The following is a 16782-nucleotide window of genomic DNA, read 5'->3' as shown; positions in this document are numbered from 1 at the left end:
ATCATTATCATTATACAATAAATTATCACATAATACAAAATCACAGTTCCCTGTGATTTAAACTATTTCTTCCAATGAAATTTTGAGTTTTGAAATTGCCTTTGTATGAATTTGAGATACACGTGATTCGGAAATCGACAAAACTTCTGCAATTTCTTTATATGTAAGCTCAGAATAATAGTACAGCTGCAAAACCATTTTTTCCTTTTCTGGCAACTTACTGATAATTTGGGTTAATATCGTTTTCATTTCTTCATCAACATACTTATCCTCTGGTTGAAATTCAATATTTTTAGATTTAATATCAAAATTTGAATTATCATCAATCTTTTCTTCTAAAGAAATGATTGCATAAGTTGTTACTTCTCCTAATAATTTACTATATTCTTCAAGAGACAACCCCATTTCTTCTGCAACGAGTTCGTCTGAAATATCAAATCCATATATTTTTTGAAGTTTTTCAATCACTTCTTCAATTTTTCTATATTTTTGTCTTGTACTCCTGGGAATCCAATCCATATGTCTTATTTGATCAATTATTGCGCCTCTAATTCTAATATTGGCATAGGTCTCAAATTTGATATTTTTAGTATGATCAAATTTATCAATAGCATCAATCAAGCCTATGACGCCATATCCCAACAAATCATCAAATTCAATATGCGCATTATAGTTATTGTATAATCTTCCAGCAATTATTTTGACTAAAGGGACATATCTTATGATAAGCTCATCTTTCGCTTCTCTATTATCTTTCTCTTTGTAGTTGATCCATAATTGTTCACTTGTCATTAAACCACCTTCAAAGTATCGTTTTGCAATATATTTTAGATTTTATAATTCTTTTATACCTTTACCAGCTGTTTTGATTAACAGTTTTCCATCTTCACTATAAAATTCAATTGTTCTACCAAAGTTGCCTCCGGTTTCATCCGCTTTGATTGGAATACCCATTTCCTTTAAGATCATACGAACTGCTTCTGCATTTCTCTCGCCAATCTTCATAGCATCATTTTGTGATGAAAAGGAGAACATTTGAGCGCCGCCTGCAATTTTCGCATAAAAACGGCTTTTTTTAGCCCCTTTACTTTCCATTTGGCTGACAAGTTCTGCAATTGCAGTATCAGCAAATTTGGCAACATTTTCATTTTTGCGGATTGCTTTACTTGAAGGTAACATAATATGAGCCATGCCGGTTACTTTTGTCAACGGGTCATATAAACAAATGCCAACACACGACCCTAATCCAAGGGTCGTGAGTGCATTAGGGAAATCTGCTACTTTCAAATCAGCCATGCCAACTTTAATCATTGTACTCATAGCGTAACCCCTAAACTGCCAAGTAAGACTTCATATGATTCCATATCTGGGATCAAGAAGAAATACCCATCCACTTTTTTCGATGCATTAGTTTCTATAAATTCATTCTGGATGATCAATACACTATCACCCATTTGTCCAAATTCGATTGCAGGAACACTTAGTATAGCGCCTGCCATATCAATTGCAAGTGCAGGAATAGAAATTTTAATTTTTAAATTCGTCAGTCCAGAAAGAGAAGACACGTAGGCACCTGATAGGATATTGCCAATTTCTTTAAGTGCTGAAATCGTGAATTCATCAAACTCCGCATTATCTCTAGGCATCAAAAGATCCACTAGATTAATCGCTGAACTTTGATCTAGAACAAACATAATGCTTCCTGTGATATCTCCTTCGATTTTGAAGAATATACCACATACGACATTTTCTGGTCCGCCAAGCATCTCAGGTACTTCATCAAATTCAAGCACATTGACGATTGGCACTTTCATATCAACTTTTTTATCGATCATCTTAGCTAAAGATGTGGCCGCATTCCCTGCGCCAATATTACCAATTTCTCTAAGTACATCCAGTACTATACTGTTATTAAGATTTAACTGATCAGACATTACGCCCCCTACTCACTTATACTATTCAATATTGAGAACTTTGAATAGGTTTATTAACATAATGATTCTCTCATTCTTTTTACCAATATTTTTAATAAACTCATTGTCAATATCCTTTTTAACATTTGGAGCTGCATCAATATCATCTTCAGAGATTTGGAGTACTTCTGAAGATGAATCTACTAACATGCCAATCTTCATCTCATCCAAGTTGATGATTATAATTCTGGATTCATCTGTCGCCTCTTTCGGCGGCAATCCAAATCTAATTCTTAAATCCACCACTGGAACGATGATACCTCTTAAATTGACAACACCTTTTACGTATGGTGAAGAATATGGCACTCTTGTAATGGGCAGTACTTTTTCAATATTTTCCACATTGTTTATATCAATGCCATAATACTCTTGATTGAGTTTAAAAGTTACAAATTCTTTAATTTCACTCATTAATATCCCCCCCTTATTAGAATAATTGATTAGGATCAACGATTAACGCAACACTACCATTACCTAATATGGTGGCTCCTGCGATTGCCTTAATACCCGTGAGGTATTTGCCAAGTGACTTGATAACGATTTCTTGTTGTCCAATCAAACTATCCACAACAAGGCCAGCTTCAACTTCACCTTTTTTAACAATTACAACAATCAACTCATCCAAATCTTCATGACCTTCATCAATATTTAGAACCGATTTCATTCTAATGATTGGAAGGGTCTTATTCCGATAAAGCACAACTTCCTGATCTTGAACCATTGTGATATTACCCGTTTCAATAGTCGTGATTTCCTTAATATTATTGAGCGGAATCGCATATTTTTCCTCGTTCAAATTGACCATCAGAGCTTGAATAATTGCAAGCGTCAACGGCAATCGAATAACAAACTTACTACCTTGTCCAAGCGTTGATACGACTTCCACAGTTCCATTAATTGCTTCAATCTTAGATTTAACCACATCTAGACCAACGCCTCTACCAGAAATATCTGTTACTTTATCCACAGTACTGAACCCTGCGTTGAAAAGCAAATTGATAATTTCCTTTTCACTCATATCTTCTGCTTCAGCAGTTGTAATCACTTTTTTCTCAATTGCTTTTTTCTTGATCACATCTGGATTTATGCCCTTGCCATCATCCTCAACTTCTATAACAACAGTGTTGCCATCTGGATAGGCTCTTAAAGCCACAAAACCATTTTCTTCTTTGCCTGCTTTTAGACGCTCTGAAGGAGATTCAATACCGTGGTCTAGTGAATTTCTAATCAAGTGAATTAATGGATCTCCTATTTCATCAATAACCGTTCTGTCAACTTCTGTTTCCTCACCTGACATAAATAACTTGATATTCTTTCCAAGATCTTTAGACAAGTCTCTAACAAGACGTGGAAATCTATTAAAAGTTCTCTCAACAGGAACCATTCTCACTTTCATAACAGCATCATGCAAGCTTGTTGTGATTCGCTCAAGGTATTCGATGGCTTCATTCATATTATTTTTATTTGAAGAAGTATCTAAGTCTTCAAGACGTGTTTTGATGATGATCAATTCACTGACAAGATTCATCAAATTATCCAAACGACCAATTTCAACTCTTACAGTTTTAGACGTTTTGCCCTTGTCTTTGCTTTGAGCAGTTTCTTCTTTATTCTTAACCGTTTCTTCCTTTGCAACTGCAGTTTCAAGGTCTATCTCAACATCAGCTTGTTGCTCACGCTCAACGAGGTCCAGTTCAGAAAGAGGCAATACGATGACTTTCGCAATCTCAGAAATTTTCATAAGTTCACTTTTAATATAGTTCTCATCCAGTTTAGAAAAATATAAGAGTTCAAATGAGTCATCAAATTTCTCATCTTCAATCTCTTCAGCCAATGGAAACGATTTTATGATTTCTCCAAATCTTTCAAGCGTGTTAAAAACAATAAAAGAACGTGCTGCTTTTAACATGCATCCTTTATCTAAGATCACCTTAATAAGGAATGGACTCACACCCATCTCAATTGCTTTACCGATTATGCTCTCCACATCATTGATGGCAAGATGAAACTCATCGTCATCAGATGGTTTGACAGGTTCTGCCTGAGCACTGGCTTTCTTTTGCGTTTTTTCAGTATCAACTGATTCTCCAGAAGCAATATTTTGTAACTTAACCACCAGATAAGTGGAATCTAAGTCCCCCTCGCTTCCAGTCTTTTCGAGATTGTCAATGTATTCTTCAAGTGCATCAAAACACTCAAAAAGAACATCTACAATTGTACCGTTTACTTTGAGTGCTCCGTTTCGAACCAAATCCAATACATTTTCCATCTTATGCGTTAAATCAGCAACCTTACTAAATCCCATTGTACCTGACATGCCTTTTAATGTATGTGCGATCCTGAAAATTTCACTCAAGTAACTCATATTCTCAGCATTGTTTTCAAGATCAAGTAATATTTCGTTCATAGTTTGTAAATGTTCTTTGGATTCATCGATGAATATTTCTAAGTATTGACTCATATCCATATGCACTACACCTCCATGGCTTTCATAATTTCATTGGTAATATTAGAAAGGCCAACGACCTTATCTACAACCCCAAGTTTAATAGTTGACTTTGGCATACCAAACACGACACAGCTGCCCTCATCTTGCGCGATAACATAGCCGTTTTTGTCTTTAACACGTTTGAGGCCTTCTGCACCATCAGCACCCATACCAGTCATGATAACACCAATTACATTTTGATCATTTAAATCTGCTATTGAATACATCATAGCATCTACAGATGGCTTATGTCCACTAACGCGTTCTCCATTATCTAATTTTATCATAAATTGCCCCGCTTGTTTATATACTTTTACATGACTATCTCCTGGTGCCAAATATGCCCATCCAGAAAGGATCACATCACCATCTTCAGCCTCTTTAACATGGATCTGACTCATACTATCTAAGCGTTCAGCCAAAGACTTTGTAAATCCTGGGGGCATATGCTGTACAATGAGAATGCCCGCATCAATATCTTTAGGAAAATAGGGTATGACTTCTTGAAGCGCTCTTGGTCCACCAGTGGAAGTGCCAATAGCAATCAATTTCTTAAATTTAGAACTGCCAGCCACTTTACTCGTGACAACCGACTTCTTAAGACTCATAGAAACAAAAGGTTTTGGTCTCTCTAAACTTACGGGTTTAGAGATCTTCGTGCGACTTGCAAACCTAATTTTTTGAAGTAATTCTTCTTTCATTTCAGGAGTGGATACTTTTATGAGAGATGATGGTTTCGTAATAAAGTCAAATGCTCCTAGATCCAGTGCTTTCAATGTTTCATCCGCTCCTTTTTTTGTTAAACTACTCAACATAATAATTGGAATAGGATTTGTTTCCATAATTATTTTTAGTGCAGTGAGGCCATCCATTTTGGGCATTTCTATGTCCAAAGTCACCACATCTGGATGGTATAACTTAATTTTCTCAATAGCTTCTTCACCATTTCTTGCGACGGCCACCACTTCAAAAGCGTCGTCTGATATAACCATGTCTGAGATCACTTTTCTCATAAAAGCAGAATCATCGACAACTAAAACTTTAATTTTCATTTACATCAACCCTTTTTTAATGAGATTTCTTTCAATTTCAAAAACATATGCCACAATTTTTGCTTGGGTATTAGCATCTACCTCTAAAAATTTTATACCCACTTCATACCGATTATCATCTTTTTTCTCATTGCGTGTCACTTCACCTTTAAATTTAACCCAATCATTGCTAATTTTAAACTCGCCTTCAAGAAATTCTCCAAGATCAAAAGATTCTTTGATCAAAATTCTCAATCCACCACCACTTAGATCCAAAGTGTCAAAGGGCACCTTCTCGACAATAACATCATCAACAAGAATATCTTTTTCGTTTTTGAACTTAGCGAGCATTTTTTGTTTCATCTGAGCAACTTCATCCTCAGATAATTGTTTTTCGAACAACAGATTCCCCTGAGACATTAAGTTAACTCTAAAAAATTTTCGCCTTTGTACCTTTTTGATATCCGAAGAGAGATTGATAATGACACTGGGTAGGTTATCATATTGTGTTCTATCCTTTAAAATCCCTTTGAATAAGTACATACCCAAATTTTCTATATAAAATCTAAAGTAGTATACATAACTTTTTTCAAGCGGATATAAGCGTCCCTCAGAAACTGGATTAGATAATATCAATTGGGAATCGCTAGTAACCTCATAGACGAAGCACTTTAACGTAATGGATTCATTGTCGTTTTTAAAAATCATAATGTCTACTTCATCTGCAATTTTCAGATATTTTAAAAAACCATTCATCAAAACCACCTAAATTTTATTGATTAATTTGTTAATAAAAGTTTTAAAACTATGAGCACTTTTAACATATTTGCTGTTATTATCAAGATTGTAAGCGATATTTTCAATCCCTTTACTAGAAATTGCTCTTGGGTAAGCTTCAATAACTGGCATTTGCTTTCTAACTGCTTTCTTAAGATTGGAGTCTTCAAAAATATAACCCATATTTTCCAACTCTTTACTTAGGAATTTTGAAACCGCTTGCTCTAATTTATTAAACACTTCATCGCCTTCCTCATTTGAATCTACGCGATTGATAATCAATTTGATCTTTTTATCATCTTCCTTTACGATATTTTTTATCAGTGCATAGGCGTCCGTTATAGACGTAGGATCTGGCGTTATAACAACGATAACATCAGATGCCGCATCTACAAATGACAAAACAGATTTACTGAGTCCAGCGCCTGTATCTATTAAAATATAATCAGATACATCGTTAAAATAAAGTAATGAATGAATCAATTTTTCAAGTTGATTTTGATCTAAATCAATAAGATCCATTATACCAGAGCCGCCAGAAATGATATTAATATCATAAGGTCCTTTAAAAATGCAATCTTGTACAGGAATTTCACCCTTCACAACATGAGACAAGTTATACTTTGGTACGATTCCAAATAAAACATCTACATTGGCAAGGCCTAAATCAGCGTCAATGATTGTAACGCGTTTTTTTAGTTTTGCCAAAGCGATTGCCATATTCACTGTGAAATTCGTTTTACCAACGCCACCCTTACCGCTTGACACAGTAATAATTCTAGCGTCATGCCTGTTCGCTGACTCAGGAGAATTTTCCTGAACAATATCTCTCAATTTTTGCGCCTGATCCATTATACACCACCACCATGGAAATTCTATTTGTCCTTGCTTTCATTATCAAAAATATAACCCACAATTTTATCTTTATCAGATACTTCTATATCGTCTGGAACGCTCTGCCCAATTGCAAAATAGGACAATGACTTTCCAGTTAAAACCTTAATGTTGAGAATATTTCCATAGGAAGTCGCTTCATCCAGTTTCGTAAAAAGCAATCGATAATCATTCAAAAATCCATAGGACTCAATAATGCTCTTCATGTCTTTAAAGCTGGTCGTCATGCTCATCACTAAAAAAATCTGAACAGATTTCAAATATTTTACCAGTTCATCATAGTCAGATTTAAGTTCTTTACTCTTATGACTTCGACCGGCAGTATCAATCAAAATATAATCTTTATCTTTGAACTTGTGCAGTGCTTCTTCAAGTTCACCGGCTTCATATATGACTTCAAGTGGAATACCTAAGATTTCACTATAGGTTTTAAGTTGCTCCACGGCGGCGATTCTATAAGTATCTGCCGTAATGAGTCCCACTTTCTTATTTTCAATAAGAGAGAGTCTGGCTGCTATCTTTGCAAGTGTTGTTGTTTTTCCCACGCCAGTGGGTCCCAAAAACATATATATATTGGGTTTGTTCAAAGGATCTGTATCAATAGATCTCACATCACCTAAGTACTCTTTTGTAATCACCTTCATTGCATTTAATATAGCATCATGGTTTTTTTCATTTACACTAATTTGCCTTTGAACAATATCCATGATTTTTTTTGAAATAGATTCTTGAATATCTAATGATTTCAAAAACTCAATATATGACGTTTCCTTTGTTAAAGGCTCTTTGTGTTCAATATGCTCCACTTTTTTTATAAGTTCTGTAACCATCTGTTTAAGTTCCAAAACTTCATTATTTGAAACGGCTTCATTTTGAGATGCATTTAATTTGACTGGTTCAGGTTCAACGACAGGTTCTGGCATAACAGGCTCTGCTGGCTTAATAAAGACATCTTCTTTGATCTGAGCCGGTTTAGGAGGATCTGTATAGGTTTGAATTAAAGGCTCATCAATTGCAGCCACAACTTCGATCAAAGGTTTCTTGAAAAACTTAAATAATCCACCTGTCTTTATCTTTCTCGTATTCAAAATCACAGCATCCATGCCCAATTCACTTTTAATCTTAATCATGGCTTCATTCATATCTTTGACTAAATAGCGCTTAACTTTCATTAAATACTCACCATCCCTGCAGATTGTATATCAATATCTGATTCTATTTCATTATATGATAAAACAACTAATTCTGGAATAGATTGTTCAGTCATTCTTTTAAAATAAAACCTTACAATTGGTGCTGTAACGACAATAGCTTGTTCTCCCATTTGTATTAATTTTCTTACTTCTTGTGCTAAACTGGCTACAATATTTTGACTTGTCATAGGATCAATAGACAAGAATGTACCATTTTCATTTTGCTCAATGGCCTCCATCAGCATGTTTTCAAGACTTTGTTCCAAAGTGACCACTTTCGCTTTTCCAAAAGGAAAATATGTTCTAGATAATTGTCTAGAGAGCCTTTGCCTAACGTATTCCGTCAATATGTTGACATCTCTTGTTGATCTTGCATAATCTGCAAGCGTCTCTAAAATCGTCACTAAATCTCTCACAGAAACAAATTCCTTTAGCAAATTGGATAATACTTTTTGTATATCTCCCAACGACATCAGATTAGGCATTAATTCCTCAACGAGTGCCGAATTGCTTTCTTTTATATTTTCAATAAGCTGTTTGACATCTTCTCTATTGATCAGCTCATGACTGTGCTTTTTAATGACCTCAGTCAAATGTGTTGAAATTACAGACGAGGGATCGACAACCGTATAACCTAACAACTCCGCTTTTTCTCTATCCTCAGAGCGAATCCACTTTGCAGGCAGACCAAATGCAGGTTCAATGGTATCAATGCCCTCAATTTCCCCTTCAACCACACCGGGACTCATGGCCAAATAATGATCAAAGACGATGGTCCCCCTTGCAATATCATTGCCTTTAATTTTAATAAGGTACTCACTTGAATCCAACTGAATATTATCTCTGAGCCTGATCATGGGCACGACAATACCCATTTCAAGAGCAATTTGTCTCCTAATCATAACCAAACGATCAAAGAGGTCTCCCCCCTGATTCGGGTCTGCTAGAGGAATAATGCCATATCCAAATTCCAATTCAATAGGGTCTACCTGAAGCAAAGGAATAATGTTTTCAGGTTTCCTAATATCGTTATTATCGCGTTCTTCTTCTTGTTCACTCTCAAACTCTGCCTGCTCTTCAAGCTCTTTTTTATCTTGCGTCAATCGAAGTGCGCTCAACATAATGGCAATACCAATCGTGATAAAAGGTAAATTCGGCAGTGGTGTCGCTATACCTATAAGCATTAAGACGCCACCCACAATGTAAAGCACTTTTGACTGCGCAAAGAGCTGAGACAATACATCCGTTCCCAAATTGGATTCAGATGCAGCTCTTGTGACGATAATACCTGTAGCCACAGAAATCATTAGCGCTGGAATTTGGCTGACTAAACCGTCGCCAACCGTTAACAATGTAAACTTCTGAATAGATTGCGACAGAGTATATCCCATGGTAAATGCCCCAAGCATAAATCCAGCCAATATATTGATCACCGTAATGATAATACCTGCAATGGCGTCTCCTTTGACAAACTTGCTGGCACCATCCATGGCCCCATAAAAATCAGCTTCTCTCTGTATTTTTTTTCGGCGCTCTTTCGCATCGTTTTCTGTGATTAAGCCAGAATTTAAATCTGCATCAATTGCCATTTGTTTACCAGGCATTGCATCCAACGTAAATCGAGCAGCAACCTCGGATACACGTTCAGACCCTTTAGTAATGACTAAAAATTGAATTAGGACAATGATCAAAAATATGATAAAGCCTACGATTGCATTACCACCCACAACGAAGTTCCCAAAGGCATCTATGACCTCACCCGCTTTGCCATCAGACAAAATATATCGAGTTGTCGATATATTCAGGGCAAGTCTAAAAAGCGTTGTAATAAGCAGTATTGAAGGAAATACTGAAAACTCCAGCGTCTCTTTGACAAACATAGAAAGCACCAAGATTGTAAGTGCTAAAGATATGTTAAGGGCTAGAAAAAAATCTAACCATCCAAGTGGTACAGGTATAATGATCATCAATATAATGACAATTACCAACAAAGCCATTATCACGTCATTAAAACGCATTTACAGGCCTCCTATATTTTTTTCTCTTGCTTTAAATTATATACATATGCCAAGACCTCTGCAACTGCTTCATACAACTCTGTTGGAATAAATTCACCAATATCAACAGTTTTATACAATGTTTGCGCTAAAGGTTTATTTTCAACAATCGGAACCTCATGCTCAGCGGCGATCTTTTTTATGTTTTTTGCAATTAAATCCTGACCTTTTGCAAGCACTAATGGCGCCTCTCCAATGGATTGATCATATTTCAGCGCAACTGCAAAGTGTGTTGGATTCGTTATAATTACATCCGCTTTAGGCACTTCTTGCATCATTCGGCTCATGGCAAAAGCTCTTTGTTTTTCTTTAATCTTCGCCTTAAGCTGTGGGTCCCCTTCGCTTTGCTTATACTCATCCTTAATTTCTTGTTTTGACATCATCAGATCCTTGTTGTTTTTCCACTTCTGATAGGCAAAATCAAAAAGGGCAATTATAAACAAAAAAATAGCGCATCTGATCACAAGTCCATAGGTTATGTTCCACATAACTGCAACCGTTTGCCTTGGTTGCAACTCAAATACTAAAATAAGTTCCTTAAGATGTTGCCTCACATAGGAAATGGCAACATAAAGCAGTAGTGCTGATTTCGTTACTGATTTTACGAGTTCCACAAGAGATTTCATTGAGAACATATTTTTAAAACCCTTTAAAGGGTTGATTTTGCTTAATTTAGGTTGTATTGTTTCAACTGAAAACAAAAATCCAATTTGAGCATAATTCGTCAAAACGCCTGCTATTAATGCAACACCAAGTAAGGGTAATGACAATTTTAAAATGAAAAAGAGGATTTCACTAAAATACTTGTTTACATCGCCATTTACAAAAAAAGCTTCTGGCGATACCATGAAGTCAGCTGTTCTATAAAAAAAGCCAAAGAGTTGTTCCACCATATAACTACCGTATTGTGACAGCGTAAAAAAAACAGCAAGAAGACCCACTGCTGCAGCCAAATCCTTTGATTTTGCCACCTGCCCCTTTTGTCTAGCATCTCTTATTTTTTTCGAAGTAGGTTGCTCGGTTTTTTCCTCAGAGAACAATTGCAAATTATATTTTAAAATCATATAGCCCTCGTAAACCCTGCACTAAAACAAATTAAAGAATCTAACAATGTACTGAAATCCCATTCCTAAAATACCTGCAAATATGTCATACATATAAGGCATGAGTATGATGAACAACAAAAATCCAAAGAAAATCTTAAACGGCATACCCAATATAAAAACATTCATACCAGGCATTGCCTTTGCCAGTAGCCCCAAAATAATATTTGCGATTAAGACTGTAATGACAAAAGGCGCTGCAATTTGAAAACCCAAAACAAATGATTCCTCTATAATATCTAACAATATATCAAACGAAGGCACAGCGAAAAAAAAGGCGCCTAGTTTTATCTTCTCAAAAGAAACCACAAGAGCTGTAATGAGCTCATGATGAAAATCCAATTGCAAGAAAATCAACATCGAAAAAATATAAAATAAATTGGATGTAATTGCGATTTGAGACTCATCCAATGGATTGACCACATTGACCATGGCAAACCCCAAATCTCTATCAATCAAATCGCCTGCAAAATATATAAAGCCCATGTAAATTGTCAGAATTAACCCCATAAAAACGCCAATAAAAATCTCATTTATAAGGAGAAACGCCATTTGATACAAACTGGATACATCATAAATTATATCAGAATTCACAAGCGGAAAAAGGATCAGTGATAAAAAAAGAATGAGACCAATCTTTACCTGAGTTGGATAATTACGACTGCCAAATATAGGCGCTGTAAAAATCAAACCTCCAATTCTTGCAAATATTAATATCAGATCAAAAAAAGGAATTGCCATTATAAGCCCCTCTAATAAATAATCAGATCAATCAAACTGAAAATATTATTTGTAAATTCAATTAGAGAATTTAAAATCCATGAGCCCGTTAACATTAAAATCACAAATACAACAACAATCTTAGGCACAAACGCAAGTGTTGCTTCTTGAATTTGCGTAGTTGCTTGGAAAATAGCAATTACGAGCCCTATCAACAAACCGCCCAGTAACATAGGTGCCGCCAACATAAGAATGATTTTTATGGTCTCTGAAAATAAATCGATAACCATTTCCTCAGTCATCTACAACACCTACCTTATACTCAAAATTATTTTTTCAATAATAAGATGCCATCCATCTACCATAATAAATAAAAGAATTTTAATAGGTAAAGAAATCATAACCGGCGGTAGCATCATCATGCCCAAAGCCATTAACGTTGAAGCTACAATCATATCCACCACAATAAACGGTATAAAAATAAGGAAGCCGATTTCAAACGCGAGCTTAAGTTCGCTCATGATGAAAGCCGGAATGAGTGCAGTCATGGGAATATCATCATTTGATGTCACGTTGTTCACATCCGCAATATCCAAAAAAAGCGCCAAATCTTTAGTTCGCACTTGACGTAGCATAAACGCTTTAAAGGGTTCTTTGGCCACATCCACAGCTTCTTCTAAAGTTATAGTGCCTTCTTGCATTGGAAGATATGCATTTTCATAAACATCTGTAAATACAGGTGCCATAATATAAAAAGTCAAAAACAATGCCAATCCCACTAACACTTGATTTGGAGGCGTAGATTGTAACGAGAGAGCCCTTCTTATGAACCCTAAAATAATAATGATCCTTGTAAAACAAGTCATCATCATCAAAATAGAAGGTGCTAGCGAAAGCACTGTAAGCATTAATAAAATTTGAACACTGTTTGCAACTTGAACATCTCCCGTGTCACTGGAGATGGATACATTTATATCCGGTATGCCTATAGTTGTTTCTCCATAGGATAAAAATTGAGAGAGCAGAACAGCCATCACAACAAATATTAATATCAAATGTTTAAACTTTAAATTAACACCGCGCAGTTTCTCCTTACTGACTGTCATTTTTCTTATCCTTCTTAATCAAAAATTTCTCTAAATACTCAGAAAACTTAGAATTTAACACTTGCTCACCCTTTATAAACTGCTCAACGTCAAGGTCATCCCGTTTATCCATGAGATACATACCATTTTTATCAATTCCAATAAAATAAAAAATATTCTCTAGCTCCACTAAAAGCAAAAACTTATCATTTGAAAGAGGGATGCGTTCTAAAACTTTAACTTTACGATCTTTCAAAGAGATATAATTCTTTTTAGTTATAAACTTAGAGAATATCCATAAAAAATATATTAAGATTGATATCACGATAAAATACTTCAGAGCAAACCAGAAGTTATCCGCCTCGTAATTTCCTAAAAGAATGGCAGAATAGGTAAATTTGCCAAACACATAAATCACCTATCCTAACACTTTTTTAACTGCTTCAATAACGCGATCTGCTTGAAACGGTTTGACGATAAAGTCTCTTGCGCCTGCTTGAATTGATTCAATAACCATGGCTTGTTGCCCCATTGCAGAACACATAACTACTTTAGCATTTGGATCAAAAGCTTTAATTTCTTTAACAGCTTGAATACCATCAACTTCTGGCATTGTAATATCCATAATAACAAGTTCAGGCTTCAATTCTTTATATTTTTCAATAGCTTTTTGACCATTCTCTGCCTCACCAACAACATCATAACCATTCTTGGTTAAGACATCCTTGATCATCATCCTCATAAATGCTGCATCGTCAACAACTAATATTGTATTAGCCATATCGTTTCCTCCTTAAAAATTATTCCGTGATTCTTCTAGGTATAATAATATCAGTTATTCTAATGCCGTAATTCTCATCAACGACAACAACTTCGCCCTTGGCAATTTTCTTGCCATTCGCTAGAACATCCAAGGGTTCCCCAACAAGTCGATCTAATTCAATAACTGTTCCTACTCCGAAATCAAGAATTTCATTGATTTTTTTACCAGTTCTTCCAAGCTCCACTGTGATTTCAAGCGGAACATCCCTAATAAGTTCTATATCATTATTATAATACATTTGAGCAGAATTGCCATCAAAATTTTCAAATTGCAAAGGAATCGCGTTGACTTTTTCATTTGATAGATTTGATTTTCTGTCATCTTCTTCATAATAATATTGGGGTTTAGGAGGTTCCTGCTTCGGAGAAATCTTTTCTTCTTCCATTTTTGGAGCAGTTTTACTTGGCTCAACCGGTTCTGGTACTTGATTACCCTTAACGATTGTCGCAACCATCTGTTGAGCAACTTTCAACGGCAAAACTTGCATAATTTCTGAATCAATCAAATCCCCTACAGTCATCCTAAAGGCTATTTTAACCACCTTATCTGTCTTTGATACCCCAAACTGAGTGTAATCTAACTCTGAAATTTTATCATGGTAAGCTTCAGGAGGAGAAATATCAATTTTTTGACCAAGCATTTCAGAAAGAGAAGTGGAAGATGAGCCAATCATTTGATTCATCGCCTCACTAATCGCACTTAGATGCAAATCGTTGAGTTCATTAGAGATATTGGTACCATCCCCACCCATCATTAAATCGGTTATGATTTTAACATCTTTTTCATGTAAAATCAGAAAGTTTACACCTTCAATGCCAACTTTATAAGTAATATTAATCAAAACAGAAGGGCTTATAAATTCTTCGGCCAAATCTTCCATCGTTGTTTCAGAAACCTTTGGTGTTGTAATCGTTACCTTTTTATTTAATAACGTAAAGAGAGTTGTTGCGGCTGTTCCCATGCTTATATTCCCAATTTCACCAATTGCATCAGTCTCTTCATCAGTTAATCGCGCCTCATCAGTGATACTTGGTGTACTATCACCACCACCTAATAAAGCATCAATCTCTTCTTGCGAAAGCATATCAGTCATCAATTTCATCCCCTTCCGTAATAACGTCTGTAATCATTACAGCAACATTTTTTTTCTTAATACCTGGTTTCCCGCGAAACTTCAACTTGTCCTCTACATATATTTCAAGTGGATCATCTACCTTTTTGTTGAGCAATATAATATCACCTCTTTGAAGATTCAATAATTCTGAAACAGATATACTGGAACCGCCAACAACACTTTTCATACTCAACACGGACTTGCCAATCCCAGTTTCAAGGGCTTCTCGTTCTTCTTCAGTAACTTCTTTTTTATTACTTGTGGCAAACCATAATCTAGAACTTAAGCTCGGTAAAATGGGCTCAATTACAAAATGCGGAATACATATGTTTACCATGCCCTCACTATCTCCAATGTGAATGTTGAAGGTCACAAGTGCAATGGATTCAGCAGGTGACACAATTTGAGCAAATTGTGAATTCGTCTCTATATTCTCAAGTTTAGGTCTGAGTTCAACAATATTGCCCCAAGGCTCCTTTAGTAGATTGATAAACTTAATTAAAATATTCCTGAGCAATGTCATTTCAATTTCAGTTAACGATCTACTCTCCTTACTTGTCGAGGCTGATTTCCCAGTACCACCTAAAACACGTTCAATCATGGAATAAGCAATATCAGAGGAGACGTCAATAATAATTTGACCCGTAAATGGTGCAAAGTCTACAATACCCAAAATAGAGGGATTGGATATGGAATTGCTAAACTCTGTATAAATCAAACTTTGAACAGATATAACTTCCACTTCGATATAAGTTCTCAAATAACCTGATAAAAAGTTGTTGAGGAGTCTAGAAAAATTTTCATGAATAATTTCAAGAGTTCTAAGCTGATCTTTCGCAAACTTATCTGGACGAGAAAAATCATATTTCCTTACTTTCTTTTCCTTCTTCTCTTCTTCAATATCCTTTACGTCTACTTCACCAGTACTCAGCGCTGACAGCAGTTCGTCTATCTCATTTTGCGATAAAACATCAGACATATCCCCACCTCCTTTTTCTATCAAATCTATAAATATAATTTCAAAACAATATTTTCAATAGCAATTTTCTTAGTGAAAACCGCACTCTTATTACTATCTATCGGCATATCTTCTATTTTTTTTAGCCCTGTACGATAAAAGGTTGAATGTAAACATCTGTAATGGTTTCTTCATCGGAATCCAAGACCTCAATGACCATCTCTTTGATTCGATCTCTTATTCTCTGCTTGCCATTGGGCTTATCTATATCTTCCGAAGATGTGATTCTCATAATTTCATCGATATTATTGACAATTTTTGTCTTGTTTTTATCCAGTAACGCAAGCGTATCTGCATTTGTGTATTCAATGGTAACCTGATATTTAATGATCTTATTGCTGTCCACATCTGCCAAATTCGAATAGCCTTCATCCAATCTGTACTCCAAATAGACAATTTCTGGTTCCGTCTCCGGTTTGTTTATGACAAACACAAAGACCACACCTCCAATGACCACTAAAAGCAATACCACCGCTGCAATTATAATCAACATTTTCTTATTCATT

General features: G+C 35.5%; 19 protein-coding genes. All 19 read right to left on the bottom strand.

The window, feature by feature from the left end; genetic code table 11:
* Window positions 1-57 precede the first annotated feature (57 nt).
* On the bottom strand, window positions 58-792 hold the full coding sequence (locus tag ISU02_RS01415; protein ID WP_194699992.1) for a sigma-70 family RNA polymerase sigma factor: 735 nt from the start codon (window positions 790-792) through the stop codon (window positions 58-60).
* Between the two features lie 42 nt (window positions 793-834).
* Window positions 835-1320 (bottom strand): chemotaxis protein CheD, encoded by a 486-nt coding sequence (locus ISU02_RS01410; protein WP_194699991.1) that lies wholly within the window; start codon window positions 1318-1320, stop codon window positions 835-837.
* A complete protein-coding gene (locus ISU02_RS01405; RefSeq protein WP_194699990.1) occupies window positions 1317-1934 on the bottom strand; it encodes a chemotaxis protein CheC in 618 nt (205 codons plus the stop codon). The genes ISU02_RS01410 and ISU02_RS01405 overlap by 4 nt, the downstream gene beginning before the upstream one ends.
* Window positions 1935-1955: 21 nt before the next feature.
* Window positions 1956-2384 (bottom strand): chemotaxis protein CheW, encoded by a 429-nt coding sequence (locus ISU02_RS01400; protein WP_194699989.1) that lies wholly within the window; start codon window positions 2382-2384, stop codon window positions 1956-1958.
* A gap of 16 nt (window positions 2385-2400) precedes the next feature.
* The gene (locus ISU02_RS01395; RefSeq protein ID WP_194699988.1) at window positions 2401-4440 is read right to left on the bottom strand and encodes a chemotaxis protein CheA; all 2040 of its coding nucleotides are present in this window, start codon (window positions 4438-4440) and stop codon (window positions 2401-2403) included.
* 5 nt (window positions 4441-4445) lie between these two features.
* Entirely contained in the window at window positions 4446-5513 is a 1068-nt protein-coding gene (locus tag ISU02_RS01390; RefSeq protein ID WP_194699987.1) for a protein-glutamate methylesterase/protein-glutamine glutaminase, read from the bottom strand.
* Entirely contained in the window at window positions 5514-6248 is a 735-nt protein-coding gene (locus tag ISU02_RS01385; protein ID WP_194699986.1) for a flagellar brake protein, read from the bottom strand.
* A gap of 9 nt (window positions 6249-6257) precedes the next feature.
* Window positions 6258-7121 (bottom strand): MinD/ParA family protein, encoded by an 864-nt coding sequence (locus ISU02_RS01380; RefSeq protein ID WP_194699985.1) that lies wholly within the window; start codon window positions 7119-7121, stop codon window positions 6258-6260.
* Between the two features lie 23 nt (window positions 7122-7144).
* Window positions 7145-8335 carry a flagellar biosynthesis protein FlhF gene (flhF, locus tag ISU02_RS01375; protein ID WP_194699984.1) on the bottom strand — a complete coding sequence of 397 codons (1191 nt, stop codon included), beginning with the start codon at window positions 8333-8335 and terminating at the stop codon, window positions 7145-7147.
* Entirely contained in the window at window positions 8335-10374 is a 2040-nt protein-coding gene (flhA, locus tag ISU02_RS01370) for a flagellar biosynthesis protein FlhA (protein ID WP_194699983.1), read from the bottom strand. The genes flhF and flhA overlap by 1 nt, the downstream gene beginning before the upstream one ends.
* Window positions 10375-10385: 11 nt before the next feature.
* Window positions 10386-11477, bottom strand: coding sequence for a flagellar biosynthesis protein FlhB (flhB, locus tag ISU02_RS01365; protein ID WP_194699982.1), 1092 nt, complete (start codon window positions 11475-11477; stop codon window positions 10386-10388).
* 21 nt (window positions 11478-11498) lie between these two features.
* On the bottom strand, window positions 11499-12257 hold the full coding sequence (gene fliR / locus ISU02_RS01360; RefSeq protein ID WP_194699981.1) for a flagellar biosynthetic protein FliR: 759 nt from the start codon (window positions 12255-12257) through the stop codon (window positions 11499-11501).
* 11 nt (window positions 12258-12268) lie between these two features.
* The gene (gene fliQ / locus ISU02_RS01355; RefSeq protein WP_194699980.1) at window positions 12269-12538 is read right to left on the bottom strand and encodes a flagellar biosynthesis protein FliQ; all 270 of its coding nucleotides are present in this window, start codon (window positions 12536-12538) and stop codon (window positions 12269-12271) included.
* A gap of 9 nt (window positions 12539-12547) precedes the next feature.
* Complete coding sequence (gene fliP, locus ISU02_RS01350) at window positions 12548-13342, bottom strand: flagellar type III secretion system pore protein FliP (RefSeq protein ID WP_207736137.1); 795 nt, start codon at window positions 13340-13342, stop codon at window positions 12548-12550.
* On the bottom strand, window positions 13329-13730 hold the full coding sequence (locus ISU02_RS01345) for a flagellar biosynthetic protein FliO (RefSeq protein WP_194699979.1): 402 nt from the start codon (window positions 13728-13730) through the stop codon (window positions 13329-13331). The genes fliP and ISU02_RS01345 overlap by 14 nt, the downstream gene beginning before the upstream one ends.
* A 9-nt stretch (window positions 13731-13739) precedes the next feature.
* Entirely contained in the window at window positions 13740-14102 is a 363-nt protein-coding gene (locus ISU02_RS01340; RefSeq protein ID WP_069876578.1) for a response regulator, read from the bottom strand.
* Window positions 14103-14121: 19 nt separating this feature from the next.
* A complete protein-coding gene (gene fliY / locus ISU02_RS01335; protein ID WP_194699978.1) occupies window positions 14122-15237 on the bottom strand; it encodes a flagellar motor switch phosphatase FliY in 1116 nt (371 codons plus the stop codon).
* Window positions 15230-16237, bottom strand: a complete 1008-nt coding sequence (gene fliM / locus ISU02_RS01330) for a flagellar motor switch protein FliM (RefSeq protein WP_194699977.1) — start codon at window positions 16235-16237, stop codon at window positions 15230-15232. Before fliM ends, fliY begins: the two co-directional genes overlap by 8 nt.
* A gap of 121 nt (window positions 16238-16358) precedes the next feature.
* The gene (locus tag ISU02_RS01325) at window positions 16359-16781 is read right to left on the bottom strand and encodes a flagellar basal body-associated FliL family protein (protein ID WP_194699976.1); all 423 of its coding nucleotides are present in this window, start codon (window positions 16779-16781) and stop codon (window positions 16359-16361) included.
* Window position 16782: the final 1 nt, after the last annotated feature.

Origin of the sequence: Fusibacter ferrireducens, assembly GCF_015352425.1 — a bacterium.
Classification (GTDB): Bacteria; Bacillota; Clostridia; order Peptostreptococcales; family Acidaminobacteraceae; genus Fusibacter_A; species Fusibacter_A ferrireducens.
Note: the sequence above shows the minus strand (reverse complement) of the source record. Positions and strands in the feature narration are given on the sequence as shown.

Coding starts and splice junctions, on each gene's coding strand:
- ISU02_RS01415 (WP_194699992.1), bottom strand. CDS start 792: ATGACAAGTGAACAATTATGGATCAACTACAAAGAGAAAGATAATAGA.
- ISU02_RS01410 (WP_194699991.1), bottom strand. CDS start 1,320: ATGAGTACAATGATTAAAGTTGGCATGGCTGATTTGAAAGTAGCAGAT.
- ISU02_RS01405 (WP_194699990.1), bottom strand. CDS start 1,934: ATGTCTGATCAGTTAAATCTTAATAACAGTATAGTACTGGATGTACTT.
- ISU02_RS01400 (WP_194699989.1), bottom strand. CDS start 2,384: ATGAGTGAAATTAAAGAATTTGTAACTTTTAAACTCAATCAAGAGTAT.
- ISU02_RS01395 (WP_194699988.1), bottom strand. CDS start 4,440: ATGGATATGAGTCAATACTTAGAAATATTCATCGATGAATCCAAAGAA.
- ISU02_RS01390 (WP_194699987.1), bottom strand. CDS start 5,513: ATGAAAATTAAAGTTTTAGTTGTCGATGATTCTGCTTTTATGAGAAAA.
- ISU02_RS01385 (WP_194699986.1), bottom strand. CDS start 6,248: ATGAATGGTTTTTTAAAATATCTGAAAATTGCAGATGAAGTAGACATT.
- ISU02_RS01380 (WP_194699985.1), bottom strand. CDS start 7,121: ATGGATCAGGCGCAAAAATTGAGAGATATTGTTCAGGAAAATTCTCCT.
- flhF (WP_194699984.1), bottom strand. CDS start 8,335: ATGAAAGTTAAGCGCTATTTAGTCAAAGATATGAATGAAGCCATGATT.
- flhA (WP_194699983.1), bottom strand. CDS start 10,374: ATGCGTTTTAATGACGTGATAATGGCTTTGTTGGTAATTGTCATTATA.
- flhB (WP_194699982.1), bottom strand. CDS start 11,477: ATGATTTTAAAATATAATTTGCAATTGTTCTCTGAGGAAAAAACCGAG.
- fliR (WP_194699981.1), bottom strand. CDS start 12,257: ATGGCAATTCCTTTTTTTGATCTGATATTAATATTTGCAAGAATTGGA.
- fliQ (WP_194699980.1), bottom strand. CDS start 12,538: ATGACTGAGGAAATGGTTATCGATTTATTTTCAGAGACCATAAAAATC.
- fliP (WP_207736137.1), bottom strand. CDS start 13,342: ATGACAGTCAGTAAGGAGAAACTGCGCGGTGTTAATTTAAAGTTTAAA.
- ISU02_RS01340 (WP_069876578.1), bottom strand. CDS start 14,102: ATGGCTAATACAATATTAGTTGTTGACGATGCAGCATTTATGAGGATG.
- fliY (WP_194699978.1), bottom strand. CDS start 15,237: ATGACTGATATGCTTTCGCAAGAAGAGATTGATGCTTTATTAGGTGGT.
- fliM (WP_194699977.1), bottom strand. CDS start 16,237: ATGTCTGATGTTTTATCGCAAAATGAGATAGACGAACTGCTGTCAGCG.
- ISU02_RS01325 (WP_194699976.1), bottom strand. CDS start 16,781: ATGAATAAGAAAATGTTGATTATAATTGCAGCGGTGGTATTGCTTTTA.